General features: G+C 51.9%; 11 protein-coding genes and 1 pseudogene. 8 read left to right on the forward strand and 4 right to left on the reverse strand.

All coding sequences use genetic code 11. The features are described 5' to 3' along the window. The first annotated feature begins 234 nt into the window (after window positions 1-234). Complete coding sequence (gene adh / locus G485_RS26325; RefSeq protein ID WP_051318242.1) at window positions 235-1716, forward strand: aldehyde dehydrogenase; 1482 nt, start codon at window positions 235-237, stop codon at window positions 1714-1716. Between the two features lie 16 nt (window positions 1717-1732). Here the strand turns inward: adh and istB are convergent, their stop codons facing one another. Beyond that, window positions 1733-2485 carry an IS21-like element helper ATPase IstB gene (gene istB, locus G485_RS0112805; RefSeq protein ID WP_027092891.1) on the reverse strand — a complete coding sequence of 251 codons (753 nt, stop codon included), beginning with the start codon at window positions 2483-2485 and terminating at the stop codon, window positions 1733-1735. A gap of 2 nt (window positions 2486-2487) precedes the next feature. After that, entirely contained in the window at window positions 2488-4041 is a 1554-nt protein-coding gene (gene istA, locus G485_RS0112810; RefSeq protein WP_035156031.1) for an IS21 family transposase, read from the reverse strand. A gap of 111 nt (window positions 4042-4152) precedes the next feature. On the opposite strand from istA, the pseudogene G485_RS31495 reads away from it, so the two are divergent. Both G485_RS31495 and G485_RS0112815 read left to right on the forward strand, forming a co-directional pair. Then, window positions 4153-4236: pseudogene (locus G485_RS31495) on the forward strand (aldehyde dehydrogenase family protein); the annotation flags it as partial. A 12-nt stretch (window positions 4237-4248) separates the two neighbouring features. Continuing rightward, complete coding sequence (locus tag G485_RS0112815) at window positions 4249-4632, forward strand: DUF779 domain-containing protein (protein ID WP_027092893.1); 384 nt, start codon at window positions 4249-4251, stop codon at window positions 4630-4632. A 416-nt stretch (window positions 4633-5048) separates the two neighbouring features. Here the strand turns inward: G485_RS0112815 and G485_RS31500 are convergent, their stop codons facing one another. Then, window positions 5049-5549 (reverse strand): DUF2085 domain-containing protein, encoded by a 501-nt coding sequence (locus G485_RS31500; protein WP_084423287.1) that lies wholly within the window; start codon window positions 5547-5549, stop codon window positions 5049-5051. Between the two features lie 461 nt (window positions 5550-6010). Beyond that, window positions 6011-6826 carry an AraC family transcriptional regulator gene (locus G485_RS0112820; protein WP_027092894.1) on the reverse strand — a complete coding sequence of 272 codons (816 nt, stop codon included), beginning with the start codon at window positions 6824-6826 and terminating at the stop codon, window positions 6011-6013. 118 nt (window positions 6827-6944) lie between these two features. On the opposite strand from G485_RS0112820, the gene G485_RS0112825 reads away from it, so the two are divergent. From G485_RS0112825 to G485_RS0112845, 5 genes are all read left to right on the forward strand, one after another. Continuing rightward, window positions 6945-9191: an FAD-dependent oxidoreductase gene (locus G485_RS0112825; protein WP_027092895.1), complete on the forward strand. Its 2247-nt coding sequence runs from the start codon at window positions 6945-6947 to the stop codon at window positions 9189-9191. Between the two features lie 257 nt (window positions 9192-9448). Next, on the forward strand, window positions 9449-10417 hold the full coding sequence (locus G485_RS0112830; RefSeq protein WP_084423288.1) for an ABC transporter permease: 969 nt from the start codon (window positions 9449-9451) through the stop codon (window positions 10415-10417). Between the two features lie 31 nt (window positions 10418-10448). After that, window positions 10449-11291 (forward strand): carbohydrate ABC transporter permease, encoded by an 843-nt coding sequence (locus G485_RS0112835; RefSeq protein WP_240489140.1) that lies wholly within the window; start codon window positions 10449-10451, stop codon window positions 11289-11291. 71 nt (window positions 11292-11362) lie between these two features. Beyond that, window positions 11363-12976 (forward strand): extracellular solute-binding protein, encoded by a 1614-nt coding sequence (locus G485_RS0112840; RefSeq protein WP_027092898.1) that lies wholly within the window; start codon window positions 11363-11365, stop codon window positions 12974-12976. Between the two features lie 30 nt (window positions 12977-13006). Beyond that, window positions 13007-15358, forward strand: coding sequence for a helix-turn-helix domain-containing protein (locus tag G485_RS0112845; protein WP_027092899.1), 2352 nt, complete (start codon window positions 13007-13009; stop codon window positions 15356-15358). Window positions 15359-15385: the final 27 nt, after the last annotated feature.

The raw sequence follows: 15385 nt of genomic DNA on the forward strand, positions 1-15385 counted from the left end.
TTCGGCAGTAAAGGTTGTCATCGACGAATTGGCTTCGGCAGCAAATTTAGTCAGGAATCGGATGCTGTAAATATCGTACCCGCAGTCATAAGGGGCCGCCTCAGAAGCCGAATGATGGCTTTTTGAGACGGCTCCTTCTGTCCATGTTCCTGGCATGAAAGCCGGTCCGGGGCCATATTTATGGAACTGACAAAGACTACTGGCACTATTTTAAGAAACGAAGGAGGCATTCTCATGGTGTACGCGTCACCAGGTCAACCGGGATCGAAAGTCGTATTTAAACACCGGTATGAGAACTATATTGGAGGAAGGTGGGTTCCGCCGATTGACGGGGAATATTTCGAAAACGCTTCCCCGGTGAACAACAGGGTGTTCTGCGAAATTCCCCGTTCCAATGCGAAAGACATCGAGTTTGCGCTTGATGCCGCGCATGAAGCCAAAGATGCCTGGGGCCGCACGTCTCCGGCCGAGCGCGCCAATATTTTGAACAAGATCGCCGACCGCATTGAAGCCAATCTGGAATTGCTGGCCGTCGCCGAGACGTGGGAGAACGGCAAGCCGATCCGCGAGACGCTGAACGCCGATCTGCCGCTCGCGATTGACCATTTCCGCTATTTCGCCGGGGCGGTGCGGGCGCAAGAAGGATCGCTCAGCATTATAGACGAGGATACGGTTGCGTACCATTTCCATGAGCCGCTCGGCGTTGTGGGACAAATTATCCCGTGGAATTTTCCGCTCTTGATGGCTACCTGGAAGCTGGCGCCGGCGCTCGCCGCCGGAAACTGCGTCGTTTTGAAGCCGGCGGAGCAGACGCCGTCCACCATTCTGGTGTTAATGGAGCTGATCGAAGACTTGCTGCCGCCCGGCGTGGTCAACATCGTGAACGGATTCGGGCTCGAGGCCGGCAAGCCGCTCGCTTCCAACAGCCGGATCGCGAAGATTGCCTTTACCGGCGAGACGACCACGGGCCGCTTGATCATGCAGTATGCTTCGCAAAATTTGATCCCGGTGACCCTGGAACTGGGCGGCAAATCGCCGAACCTGTTCTTTGAAGATGTGCTTCGCGAAGATGACGCTTTCCTGGACAAAGCGATTGAGGGCTTCGTGTTGTTCGCGCTGAACCAGGGCGAAGTGTGTACGTGTCCGTCCCGGGCGCTCATCCAGGAATCGATTTACGATGAGTTCATCGAACGTGCGCTGAAACGCGTTGCCGCTATTAAACAAGGCAATCCGCTTGACCCGTCGACGATGATCGGCGCGCAAGTGTCGACCGAACAGATGGAAAAAATCCTTAGCTACATCGACATCGGCAAGCAGGAAGGCGCGCAAGTGCTGGCTGGCGGAGCCAAAGCCGAACTGGGCGGCGATCTCTCCGAAGGGTATTACATTCAACCGACGGTACTTCTCGGCAACAACAAAATGCGCGTCTTTCAGGAAGAAATTTTTGGTCCGGTCGTAGCTGTCACCACGTTCAAGACACAGGAAGAAGCGCTGGCCATTGCGAACGATACGCTCTATGGTCTTGGAGCCGGCGTGTGGACGCGCGATACGAATACAGCTTATCGTGTAGGTCGGCAAATCCAGGCCGGACGCGTCTGGACGAACTGTTATCACGCCTATCCTGCGCATGCTGCGTTTGGCGGCTACAAAATGTCCGGCGTCGGACGCGAAAATCATAAATGTAACCGTCAAGCCCTTTTGAACAATTATTGCTAAGTAATATTGAACAGTTTTAGCTTGCGAAAATAGTCTGCCGGTACTTCAGACGATAGCTGTCGCCACTTAATTGGATGACCTCGCTCTTATGCAAGATCCGATCCAGGATCGCAGTGGTGATCGCCTGATCTCCCAACAGTTCACCCCAATCCTCCGGCCCTTTGTTTGAGGTGAGGATGATTGAAGTTTGACCGTACAGCTTATTCACAAACTGAAAAAACAAATTTGCTTCATTCCGGTCCATGGCCATGAACATCAAGTCATCCAATATGACCAGATCAGAGTTATGAATACGCCGGAGCTTATGCTGGGACGATCGGGAAATCTCTTGTGTCTTCAGTAAGTGAATTAAGCCATCCATCGGCACGAAGCTCACTTTGCAGCCGTTATGTAATGCCTCTACGCCCAATCCGATGGCGATGTGCGTTTTCCCTACCCCGGGAGGCCCGAGCAAGATGAGATTGTAATTCTGCTCAAGCCATAGAAGTTCCCGTAGTTGCTGAAATTGGCGTTTGCTTATGGATGGTTGTTCTTCCAAACGAAACTCATCCAGCGTCTTCACTTCAGGGAAGGACGCCCATTTATAACGTCTGGCGAGTTGCTTTTCTTCTCGTCGGACTAATTCATAACGGAGCAGCCGTTGCAAAAACTCACTGCATGTCCATTGGTGTTCTTCAGCCTCCATTAAGCTTTCATCAATGATCTGGGCCGCTTCCGTGAGGTTGAGTGTTTTTAAGCTTTGTTTCAGGTGTGTTATGGTCTCGTTCATGTTTAGCCTCCTCTCAAAATGCGCCGGTAGATCTCCACATCACGAATTTGAGGCTTGGCTTTCCATTTGGCCGGATCCACTCCGCTCAGCTGTGTAACATGGCTTCGATCCGATGACGTTTTTTCGCAAGAATTTGAGAAGTGGTTCACGGCATCAGCAAAATCCACGGCTCTGTATAATCGGTTGGCCACACAGTAACGGAGAGCCTGATCCACGGATTCTTGAAATGCCTGATCCAGCGTTTTTTGAATGAGTTGGAGCTGATCACGGGTATACCGCGGATGCAGCCGGCGAATCTCTTCCAGATAAGATGAAGCCAGATCAGGATCAGGAAACTGTCTCCTCACACTTTCAAAGTAAGCAGCAATGCCCTTCTGGCGATCTCGCCGGTGATTCGTGTTCTGGATGAGCTGGCCCCGCCTCTGTGAGCGTTCATGTTCAGCGATGATTTCACCGGTATCCACATCGTGGATTTGAAGCGTGGACTCATTGACCCGGATCCCAACTTCTTTCGAGGTGCCATCATACGTCCCGAGGGGAACGGAATACCGACTCCCTTCATACCAAATGGTGTTGTCCTTCCGCACAGTCCTTGTTATACTCGTACTAGGAGTTTGCATTTTTTCTGGGACCGGGCGAAGATGTTGCTTCTCAAGGGCGAACACTTCGGCTGGTATTTTTTTGGTCGTATGATGGATCAGCGCATTCCCTGTCCGGTCTAACCAAGCCAAGCAGTCCTCATTCAACTTATCCACGCTGATGAAGATCCGATGGCGTGCAAAATTTCGTTTGACGTATTTCACGACATTTTCGATGCGACCTTTGCTCTCGGGGTCTTGTTTTCGGCACATGTGGACATGAAAGCCTCGATGACGCACATAGACCGCAAATTCGTGGGTCAGGATTAGATTCCCGTAATTTTCACTGACGAGCAGCAGATGATCCTGATCATAAACGATTTCTTTCGTCATTCCGCCATAATATGCAAAAGCTAATTCATGAGCATCGATCACATCCTTCGTTACAAATGGCCGATCTTGCCAATGAACGAATTTCTGCCTGGAATGGGAGAGAACGAACGTCATGAACCAGCACTTGACTAGATTCCCTTGAAGGTTCTTCATTTTCGTCTCCCCGAAGTCCACCTGCATTTGTTCACCCATTGGAGGATCGGGAATGGCTTCATACTGCCTTTGCTGTACCCTCTTTGGGATCCCGTACATCTTCCGCATCATCCGGACATAGCTTCTCACGGTACTTTCCCCAACTTCAATGTCTGGATGGTGCTCTTTTAGCCAATCCCATATTTGAGCGGCAGAGAGGTCGGGGTACTCCCTCAACCACTGAATGATTCGCTGCTCATAGGGGTCTAATTTCTTTTTCCTGGTCTCCATACCTTCCATGAATTGTTTGAATTCATCTGGATTCATGCTCAAGTACTTATACACCGTGTTCCTCGAAACATTTAGTTTTCTAGCAATTTGTGAGATCCTTAATCCTTTCTCTTTCATCTGATGAATGGAGAAAAACATATGCCACCTTTCTAAGCGCTTCATACTCTTCCTCACCCATGATGATTATTCTAAGATGAATGATAGTTAGGGGAGGAAGGAGCGTAAAGTGTTCATTATTATCTAGCGATTTCTGATGTCTATATTCTAGCGGTTACACATAAAATGATGCTGGCCCATTATCAGCAAACGAAAAACTTGCTGGTCAGCTACAGTCAGAACGCGCTTGGCTTCTTCTAAGGTGCGGGGAGCATGAGCACGCGAGAGAAGGATCCTGCCGTGCCCAGGGTGGTGGCGACCGACGCCGCGCTGGAGCTCATCCTCACAGTGCGAGCGAAGCATGGCCCGGTCATGTTCCATCAATCCGGGGGCTGTTGCGACGGCAGTTCGCCGATGTGTTATCCGCTCGGCGAATTTCTGGTGGGAGACAGCGACGTACTGATGGGTGAGATTGGCGGTGCGCCGTTTTATATGAGCAAGGCGCAATACGAGTACTGGAAATATACCCAGCTTATTATTGATGTTGTGCCCGGCAGAGGCGGAATGTTCTCGCTCGAGGGGCCCGAGGGTAAACGGTTTCTGACCCGTTCGCGAGTGTTCACGCAGGAGGAGATGCAAGCGCTCGGACTGATGTAGCAGCCCAACGCCCGGCATTCGGGGAATGAGCTGCAATATCTGAGCGGGCAGCAGCCAACGGAGATCGAATAGATTTATTTTCGCCTCCACTATGAACAAAGCCAGCCGAATGAGGCTGGCTTTGTTGCATGAAAGGAGGGGTCGAACCCTGTTCCAAGGAGGTCAGAGGGTTCGATTGCGCGCAGGTTGCGGAGCAGATCGAGCACGCAATCCCCGATTTTACCGCTGTCGCAACAAGAATACGTCATGCAGGCTTTAGAATTCATACGCAGCTGCCAAAGCCGGGAATTGTGACCATTGATGCATGACATGATCGTTAACCCGGATCTTATTGCCGGACAATTGAATCCGCGTAATCCCATGAATTAAGGACAGCAAAGCCGTCCTCAACGGAACGGCTTTGTGGAATGCGGTCATTAGTTTGTCTGTCTTTGGGCTTGATATTCGTCAATAAAGGTCTCATAAGGAAGCAAATAATCATCGATGGAGCCCTTCTTAGCAAGTAGGGAGAGCAATGTTCCTGCTATAAACACAATGCATTGATACATACTATAAAGAAGGAAGTGAGAATCCCAAATATAAATATGCTTGAAGACGATCGCAAGCCAAACTCCGAATAGTCCTCCAGTAAGCAACCGGATTAACGTTGTCGATTCACGCCATCGCAAGGTTTGTGTGAGCCAATCCAGTGTAGCTGGTAATGGGAGAAGACATGCAAGCCAAAAAGGCTCTTTAAATGGAAAATAGATGCTTATGAATAAATAAACAAACATCATGCTGTATTGACCTGTACAGCGTGTGCATAAAACTATCTTTTTTTTAAAGATAGTTATTTGAAGAGTTCGATTCAATTGGCAATATGGATGATGCGAGAATATGATAAACCAAATGCTCGGAACGAGTTGCTTATCTGCCATATTCGTTTAGTACTGCAAAGGTCGAGGGGCAGACAGGCGAGTAGTACCGCAAATGGGGCATCTTTTTGATTTGAACGGATAATAAAGCAAGTAGAAGAGACCACACAAGAAAATGAAAACAAGCCAGTTGAATTTTTTAGTTGGTTCCACGTTACGGTTGCATAGCTCACAGTACCTGATATCAGCCATAACTTAATTCCCCTTCTAGTAAAGTTTATAAAATACATTCGAAATATAACTCCAAAATCCTCCTATAAACGACACGTTCTCATTATTTTTTTAGGTAATTCATACTGGGTAGATAGCCAAATGAACTAGTCCACTTTTTATTATTGATAGGGACAATAATCTATGAAATTGCATACATATAGGAGTTTTTTACCAAGACATGTCGAATCGTTTCATCGTTTCACAGACACTTAAACGGACTATCTATCCGCTGGCGAATCCATCCCGAAGGATCAAACCCGATGTGTCTTACGATAGCGGGAAGGGCTGACGTGATACGTCTCGGAGAAAACTCTGCTCAGGTAAAAGCCGTTGTCAAATCCGCACTGGCTTGCGATCTCCTCCAAGGTCTGGTCGGTGCCCGTCAGCAAGCTAAGGGCTTTTCTCAATCTGATGGATTTCAGATAGTCCGAAGGCTTGATTTGAAAAGCCTGCCGAAATCGGCGGGTGAATTGAACCGGACTCAGCCCGCAATCGGAGGCGATCTGCCGTAGGGAAAGCTTGGTGAAGGCCAAGTCGTAAATGCGTCTGGCGGCTTCGTTCATCATTCGATCATCGCCAATCAGCAGAGTAGCGTCATCCGTCAGCCGGCTGCGTTCGCTGCACAATTGAAACCACAAATCCTGCAGCAGATGGGAGCGCCATGCGAAGCTGTGCGGCGAGACATTCTCGGCCGCTCTGCGCATACAGGCATACGTATTGGACAGACGTTTGACGTCGTTGAAGACCAATGCCCCCCAGGGAATATCGGTTTCGGGCGATCCGTCGTGATCCGGCCCCGTGTGTATAAAGGCAAACTGAACAAAGTGAAACGAGAGGGGGGACAGGGTTTCGCGAATAAAAGGGGTTCCCGGCGGACACAGGATCAGCTGACCGAATTGGCCGATGCCTTCTTGTTCACCGATCCGATAGTGAAAGCTTCCTTCTTCCACGCCGAAGGCCACCCATTGATCGTAAAGATCTTCGGCCAGAAGAAATTGCTCCTTGCGCGTCCAGACATGATGATGAATCAATTGCGGACGATAGTGCCACAGCACCTCTTCCTCCATGGCCACGCCTCTCCCTCTGAATGAAATAAAATATATGTATTATGATAATTCGCTGCATGTAAAAAGAAAAGAAGAAGGTATACGATGAAATTATCTGCATATAAAAGGTGGGAGAGGCATGAAGTACGAAGAGGTGCTGACGGATATCACCGTCATCGGCGGAGGTCTTGCCGGCGTTTGCGCGGCGGTCGCCGCCGCGAGGCAGGGGCGCACGGTCGCTCTGATCAACAATCGGCCCGTCCTCGGGGGCAATTCCAGCAGCGAGGTTCGGGTATGGGTGTGCGGCGCAACCGGCCATGGCGTTAATCGCTATGCCAGAGAGACCGGGATTATGGGGGAAATGTTCCTGGAGAATCAGTACCGCAATAAAGAAGGCAATCCTTATTTGTGGGACCTGATCGTGCTTGAGACGGTGAAGGCCGAACCGAACATCCGGCTGTTCCTCAATACCGATGTTCATGAAGTAGAGGCCTATGGAGATGAGGAGGAGCGGAAGATCCGTTCGGTGACCGGATGGATGATGGGGTCCGAGCGGAAGATCCGCTTCGAGAGCACGATGTTTATCGACTGCACAGGCGACGGGTTGATCGGCTTTCTGGCCGGGGCCAAGTACAGGCTGGGCCGTGAGGCCCGGCATGAATTCGGGGAAGCGTGGGCCCCCGAAGAAGCGGACAACATCACGCTGGGAAGCACGATCCTGTTCTATACCAAGGACGCCGGGCACCCCGTCCGATATGTTCCCCCGAGCTTCGCCAAAGATATTACGCAGACGTCCATTCCCGTGAAGCGGGTGATCCGCAGCGGGGATTCCGGGTGCCATTACTGGTGGATCGAATGGGGCGGGGAATTGGACACGGTCCATGAGAATGAACGGATTCGGGATGAGCTCTGGTCGGTCATTTACGGCATATGGGATTTCATCAAAAATTCGGGACGGTTCGACGCCGACAACATGACGCTGGAATGGGTGGGGGCGCTGCCGGGCAAGCGGGAATATCGCCGGTTCATCGGAGATTATGTGTTGAACCAGAACGACCTCGTCGCTCAGAAGCCGTTTCACGATCGAATCGCCTTCGGCGGCTGGTCCATCGATCTGCATCCGCCGCAAGGGATGTACGCAACGGAGAGCGGATCCAAGCATTATCATATGGACGGCATTTACCATATCCCGTTCCGCTCCCTGTATTCCGTCAATGTGAGCAATCTGTTGTTCGCGGGACGCGATATCAGTGCGACCCATGTCGCCTTCGGCACTACACGGGTGATGGCGACGTGCGCCGTCATGGGGGAAGCGGCCGGGACCGGTGCGGCATTGGCCGTTGACAAAGCGGTAACTCCCCGGGTCATTGCGGCCGAATATATGGAGGAGCTCCAGCAGCTCCTGCTGAAGCAGGATGCGTCCATCATCGGCATAGCTAACGCGGATTCCGCGGATCTGGCCAGACAAGCTCACGTTACGGCTTCGAGCGCGATGAGGGTTTTATCCGTAGAGCAATCCGATCGGGTCTATCGCTTGGAGCGCGATGCCGGACTGCTGTTCCCCGTCGATCCGAAGCTGGAGCGGTTGGAGCTCTTGGTGGACGCGGATGAAGCGACGACGCTGCAGGTTGAACTGTGGGATACGGGGAGAAAAGAAAATTACGTTCCGGCGAATCGGCTTGCGGCGGTCACGCAGCGCGTGCCGCAAGGAAGCCGCCAATGGATAAGCTTGCCGCTGCCATGGGCCCCGGCGGAAGCACAGAATGCATTCGTGATTGTTCGCGCCAATTCGCACGTATCGCTTCACCTCTCCGCCCGGCCGGTCACCGGCGTGCTTTCGTTTCAATATGCGCCGCCGGCCGCAGGCAATCGGGATTTTTCCTCGCTTAAAGAGGACCAGCCGGTCATCGCCTGGAGCATGAAAGGACTTGAACGGCAAACGTTCTGTTTTCGGATTTCGCCCGAAACGGAAGCGTTCTCTCCCGATAAAGCGGTTGACGGGTACGCAAGGCCGTATGGCGGGCCGCATCTATGGGTATCGGAACCGTTAAGGCCGGACGGCGAGGAATGGATTCAATTGGCGTGGGAGGCCGAGCCGTTCATACGGGAAGTTCATATCACGTTCAATGACGACGTGAATGAGGATCTCATCAATCTGCACCATCATTTCACCCCGTTCGAGGTGATTCCGGAGCTGGTGAAGCAATACCGATTGGAAGCTCATGTAGGCGGCGAATGGCAAGTGCTTGTGCATCATCGGAACAATCGCAGACGCAAACAGATTCACCGGTTGGACCGGCCGGTTGCGGCCGACCGTCTGCGATTGGTGGTGGAGGAAACGAATGGAAGCCGTTGCGTGGAAGTGATTGAACTGCGCGTTTATTAATATCGACGGATGGATTCACTTGAGAGGGGTATGCCTAGCATACCCCTCTCGCCTGTTGTACGCCCAAAAGGAGGCGGAAAACAAAAAAATCATCCGATCACAAAAAAAGCGTGGCGCCTTTTCCGAACAAGGGAGTGGCCTCGCAAAAAGTGCGGATTTGCTTGCGGAACCGCATCTGCTATTTTCGATTCACCGGCACATTAGCGGCATGATCATGCAGCGCAGAATGGGCACAGAACACGGAAAGGAGAACGTTCATGGAATCTTCAGCCGGGCATCGCGCCAGCATTCCGATCGGAGCGGCAGGGCTGGACGCCCAGAAGCCGCTGTGGCGCAGGCGTTGGAGCAGGGATAAATATTTGTACCTGATGCTGGTTCCCGTCGCGATTTATTTCATCTTGTTCAAGTACGCGCCGCTGTTCGGCGAAGTGATGGCCTTCAAAAATTATCGGTTGTCCGAGGGGATTTGGGGAAGTCCCTGGGTCGGATTGGAGCAATTCCGGAAGCTGTTCACCAGTCCCGATTTCGTTCAAATTCTCAGAAATACGCTCCTGTTGAACCTGTACAATCTGTTGTTTGCGTTTCCCGTTCCGATCGTTCTGGCGCTGATGCTGAACGAGCTTCGTTCGGAAGTATACAAGCGAGTTTTGCAAAATCTCTTGTATATTCCGCACTTTATGTCTTGGATCGTGCTTGGCAGCATCGTTATCGCGGTTCTGTCTCCCAGCACGGGCATCGTGAATGCGGTCCTGAAATTTTTCGGAGTGGAGCCTATCTATTTTATGGCCAGTACGTTCTGGTGGCCGATCTCCTTTGTCGGATCGAGCATCTGGCGGGATGCGGGATTCGGAACGATTCTGTACTTGGCCGCGATGGCGTCCGTGAATCCGCAGTTGTACGAAGCCGCAGCGATCGACGGAGCGAGCAGATGGCGGCAAATCTGGCATGTGACGCTCCCAGGCATTCGCAGCACGATCGCCATTTTGCTTGTTCTGCAGATGGGCCATATGATGGATGTCGGTTTCGAACAAGTGTATACGCTGCAAAATTCGGCTGTCGGCAGCGTGTCCGAAGTTATCAGCACGTATGTCTATAAACGGGGGATCGTCGGGCTGCAATACAGCTACACGACAGCGCTCGGCTTGTTTCAATCGGTCGTATCCCTGATCTTGGTCGTGGCGGTCAACCGATTCATACGGGCGATGGGGGAACGGGGGTTATGGTGAGATGATGCAGGCATCCGGATGGTTCCGTTGGTTGAACACTTTTTTGTTGGGATGTTTCGCGTGCGCCGCGTTGTTTCCGTTCATTAACATCTTGGCGGTGTCCTTCAGCAGCAGCCGCGCCATCAATGCGGGGGAAGTGTCGCTATGGCCGATCGAATTCAATCTGGACGCCTACCGCAATTTGATTGCGGACGGGCAACTGCTGGTGGCAATGAGAAATTCGCTGGTAATCACCTTGGTCGGCACGGCCTTCAACATGCTGTTTACCGTGCTGGCCGCGTATCCGTTGTCGAAGCGGCGGCTTCAAGGAAGAAATGTCATGCTGATGGGTATTTTGTTTACGATGCTGTTCGGCGGCGGGCTCATTCCGAACTTTCTGCTGATCAGTTCGCTCGGTCTGGTCAATTCGTACTGGGGGCTTTGGCTGCCGGCGCTTATCAGCGCTTACAACATGTTTGTCATGAAATCGTTCTTCGAGGGGCTGCCGGAAGAGCTGGAGGAATCCGCAGCCATCGACGGCGCCAAGGATTGGATGATCCTGTGGAGAATCATTCTGCCGATCTCCATGCCCGTCATTGCGGCTTTGACCCTCTTCTACGCCGTGGGATGGTGGAACAATTATTTTAATGTTCTGATCTACATCAAAAGCACCGACAAGCTGTCCCTTACGGTCAAGCTGTACCAAATGCTGCAGAACGTAAGCTCGGAGCTGCTCCGGACGACGAATGGGGAAGGCGCCTTGCAAACGACGATCACACCGGAAGGGATTCGTGCCGCATCGATCGTGATCGCAGTTTTGCCGATTCTGTGCGTGTATCCGTTCTTGCAGAAGCATTTTGTCAAAGGAGTCCTGATGGGCTCGGTGAAGGGTTGATGTCATAAGAGCCTCGCGGCCTTGTGATAGATTGCCAGATGATTTAAGGTAAAAAAATGAGGAGGAGTCAAATGAACAGGAATTTCAAAAAATGGACAGCTGCGCTTGTGCCTTTGAGTCTGTCCGCAGCCCTATTGTTCTCCGGGTGCTCAAAAGGAAGCACGTCGGCTAACGGCGGCGCGGCTACGGACAGCGGAAGCCCTGCAGCGACGGCAGCCGGCAGCCAGGACAAGTACGACAGCTTGCCCAAAGATGTAAGCATTTCCATGTTCGACCGGGGGCAAGTGTCGAGCGATGAGGGAACGTACGAGGATAACCGTTGGGTGAAGTGGATTCGCGAGCAGTCCGGCATCAATCTAACCGTTGTGCCCGTGCCGCGCAACCAGGCGCAGGATAAGCTGAACGTGCTGATCGCATCCAATCAGGCTCCCGACTTGATCTGGGAATACGACCGCAATTACATCGGAAACCTGGTGTCGCAGGGCGTTATTCAGCCGTTGGACGACTACATCGATAAATACAGCACGACTTACAAAAAATACCTGCAGGAAAACCCGGATTTGAAGCCGTATATTACATTCGACGGCAAGATCTATGCAATGACGACACGCCGGACCATCAGCAGCATCGCCAATCATGGCATCTGGATCCGGCAGGACTGGCTCGACAAGCTGAAGCTGAAGACGCCGACGACCATCGAGGAATTAATCGCGGTCGCCCAGGCGTTCAAGGACGGGGATCCGGACGGCAACGGGAAAGCGGATACCGTGCCCATTGTCGGCTATACGACGAACGATGTGTATGCCGCGCTGTTCGGCACCGACTATTACGATTGGTATCTGCAAGACGGCCAAATGAAATTCGGCCCCACGCTGGACAACTTCGGCGATGCGCTGGCTGCCGAGAAAACGATCTATGAGCAGGGATTGGCCGACAAAGAATATTTTACGGACAACGACAATTCCCGCGCAAAGCAGCTTTGGACCACGGGCAAGGCCGGCATCCTGCTCGGCCAATGGGGAAATATGACGACCAGCCTGAACCGGGATTTGCTGACGAACGATCCGAATGCGAAGCCCGTACCGCTTGAGCCGGTAGCGACGAAATACGGGAAGTTCGGCCTGTATCAGGAAACTCCCGCTTACATTTATGTAACCTTCAACAAAGATATGAAGAATCCGAAAGCCGCCATGGAATATTTGGACTGGTTGATGGATAAAGGCTGGTTTACGCTGACCAACGGCCAGGAGGGTGTTCATTATAAACTGGTGAACGGCGTGCCGCAGCAACTGGATGCGGATAAATTCGCGAAAGAAGTGAAATACGCGAACGAATACGCGGTGCTCAAACCGGCGGAGGAAAAACCGGAAGACCTGATTGTCAAAGCGGCGCAGGATCCGCTGTCCCAGCAGTTGGCAAAGCTGGAGGCCGATTCGCTTCAAATCGCTTTGAAAAACAAATTCCGGCGCGATATTCCGTATCAGCCGAACATTACCGAGATTAACGAACTGAAGTCGTCGTTCCTGAAGACCGTTCTTGATATCCGTGCGAAGACCGTTACCCGCAAGGATTATACGGCGGAAGAAGCTCTCGCGGATATCCGCAAAGAATGGAAGCGCTTAGGCGGCGACCAAGCCGAACAATTGGCGCAGGAATGGTACGAGAAGAATAAGGCGAATTTCTAACGAAACGGACAACGAGCGGGGGAACAGAGCATGGGCATCTTGCGGAATCAATCGACAAAAAAAACCGTGATCGTGCTGTTATTGCTCCTGTTCCTCGTCGTTTCCATGATCTCCTTTTTATCGTATCGAGTGGCGACCAACCGGCTGAAATACGAGTCGACGAGCACCCATATGGCGCTGCTCAGTCAGATCGACAACAAGATGGAGCTCGTTCTTCAGGAGATCAACAAAGAGTCGATCGATATTCTCGGGAACGAGGATGTCAAGAGGTTTTTCGATGATAATTTGAACGACCAGGAGAGCCTCGACAATACCTACCGGCTCAACAATTACTTCGCCCGCTTCGTCAACGCCGGCGAATACGTGTATTCCGTCGATTTGTATTCGTACGTCCGGAAGCGGCTCTTCTCGGGAAGCCCGTTGAACGACGGGCATATCACGGAGGATGATGATTGGATCCGTCCGTTCGAGAAGTTTGACGGTTATTCGAGTTGGCTGCCGACACGGAAGCTGTTGCTCAACGAATCGAATTTTCCGATCTACCGGAACGTTGTGACCCTCGTCCGCTCCTATCCGCTTATTCATTCGCCGGGTTACCGGCGCGGGGCGGTGGCGATCAACATCAAGGAAGATGCGCTTTATCGTTTGCTGACGGATGCCAATAATCGAAGCCTGGGCAGTCTCTATCTCCTGGATCCGAACGGACATGTCGTATCGAGCGCGGATAAAAAGTTGGTCGGACAGGATATGCATCAATCGGACATTATGGCGAAGGTTCTGCAAGGCGAGCGTGAAGGGCATTTTCAAGCGACGTTCGAGCATGTGCCGAGTTCGGTGTTTTATGTGACATCGGCTTATACCGGCTGGAAAATCGTCAATATCGTGCCCGACGTCCAATTGGACCAGCCGCTCATCACGGTCAGGAACGCCTTGATGGTCATTGCCGTGATTCTGTTTGCAGTAGCCGGCCTCATGACCGTATTGGTCGGCCGGTGGACGTTCAAACCGCTGAATCGGTTGATCGCCAACCTGTCCAAGAAGATGAAAGCCCATCCTCTGTATGCCTTATCCGACTGGGATACGGGCAACGAGTTTACCAATTTCGAGAACATGGTGCAGCATATTTTGTCGGACAGCGAAAGGCTGCAGATGCAGATCAAGGTAAGCAAACCGATCATGAAATGGCGGCTTCTGATGGAGCTCTTAACCGATTATCACGCAAATAACCGGTCTGTCTCGCAGTATATGGAGATGGTCGGCGTGCAGCTGTATCGGAACCGTTTTATCGTCATGAGCGTGGAGTTCGACCGAAAATCGGAAATCGCGTCAAGCCGGGATTTGCATCTTTACGCTTACGCCTTATGCAACGTCGCGGAAGAACTGATCAATGCGGAAAGCAAAGGTGCGGCCATCGAATGGGAGGACGGCCAATGCGCCATTATTCTCAGTTTCGAAGACGATGATTCCGGAGAGCATTCGCTGTACGCCATGGCCGTAGCCGATATGCTGAAAAATTACATTCAGGGGCATTTCAAAAAGACGGTGACGATCGGAATCGGCCCGGAGGTTTATCGGATGGAGGACATTCATCTGTCCCACAAGCAATCGATGGAAGCGCTGAAGTATAAGCTGGTCATGGGACCCAACGCGATTATTACCGCCGACGATATTCCCGATTACAGCGCGGAAGAGTTTCATCGTTTGTTCGCGTTTACCGACAACATGATCGACTCCATCAAAGTTCTCGATGAAGAGAAGCTGCGCCAGCAGGTGCGGGAATGGTTCGATTCGCTGGCCTCCTCCAATGTGCGGCCCGATATCATCAAGCAGCTTGTCGTGCAGCTGCTTATGAAAGCGGCTGTTGTGGCAAGCGACATCGGGGTGCCGCGAGAGGACCTGGCCCCCGCGCAGAAAGTCAATGAAACGCTGGAGCAATATGAAAGCCTGGAGCAGATCGCGGATTTTGTCACCGGTATCTTGGCCGATTTTATCGATCGAATCCGAACTCGGCGACACAATCGGGAGAAAAACGAAGCGATCGAAAAAATCCTGCGCTATATCCAGAAAAATTACATGAGCCATGAAATGTCCCTGAGTTATCTATCATCCCAATTTCATATCAGCGTCTCCCACCTGAGCAAAATGTTTAAAGACTACACCGGCGGCAACTTTATCGATTACCTGATGGAGATCCGGATCGGCAAAGCCAAAGAGATGCTTGCCCGCGGCAACGGGAAAATCCGCGACATTGCCGAATCGGTAGGATACAACAACGTCAACAGCTTCACCCGCATCTTTAAAAAGATAACCGGCCTGACCCCGAGCGAATATCGGGAGCGGGAATGGGACAAAGAGGAAGAGAGAGAGGACCGCGCACTGTAAATCCTTAGACGGATAAGGGAGGAAAAA

Origin of the sequence: Cohnella thermotolerans DSM 17683, assembly GCF_000429825.1 — a bacterium.
In the GTDB taxonomy this organism is placed as follows: domain Bacteria; phylum Bacillota; class Bacilli; order Paenibacillales; family Paenibacillaceae; genus Cohnella; species Cohnella thermotolerans.

Excerpts from the sequence above, each read along its gene's own strand:
- istA (WP_035156031.1), bottom strand. The coding sequence starts at position 4,041 with ATGAAGCGCTTAGAAAGGTGGCATATGTTTTTCTCCATTCATCAGATG.
- G485_RS0112815 (WP_027092893.1), top strand. The coding sequence starts at position 4,249 with ATGAGCACGCGAGAGAAGGATCCTGCCGTGCCCAGGGTGGTGGCGACC.
- G485_RS0112830 (WP_084423288.1), top strand. The coding sequence starts at position 9,449 with ATGGAATCTTCAGCCGGGCATCGCGCCAGCATTCCGATCGGAGCGGCA.
- istB (WP_027092891.1), bottom strand. The coding sequence starts at position 2,485 with ATGAACGAGACCATAACACACCTGAAACAAAGCTTAAAAACACTCAAC.
- G485_RS0112825 (WP_027092895.1), top strand. The coding sequence starts at position 6,945 with ATGAAGTACGAAGAGGTGCTGACGGATATCACCGTCATCGGCGGAGGT.
- G485_RS0112820 (WP_027092894.1), bottom strand. The coding sequence starts at position 6,826 with ATGGAGGAAGAGGTGCTGTGGCACTATCGTCCGCAATTGATTCATCAT.
- G485_RS0112840 (WP_027092898.1), top strand. The coding sequence starts at position 11,363 with ATGAACAGGAATTTCAAAAAATGGACAGCTGCGCTTGTGCCTTTGAGT.
- G485_RS0112845 (WP_027092899.1), top strand. The coding sequence starts at position 13,007 with ATGGGCATCTTGCGGAATCAATCGACAAAAAAAACCGTGATCGTGCTG.
- G485_RS31500 (WP_084423287.1), bottom strand. The coding sequence starts at position 5,549 with ATGGCAGATAAGCAACTCGTTCCGAGCATTTGGTTTATCATATTCTCG.
- adh (WP_051318242.1), top strand. The coding sequence starts at position 235 with ATGGTGTACGCGTCACCAGGTCAACCGGGATCGAAAGTCGTATTTAAA.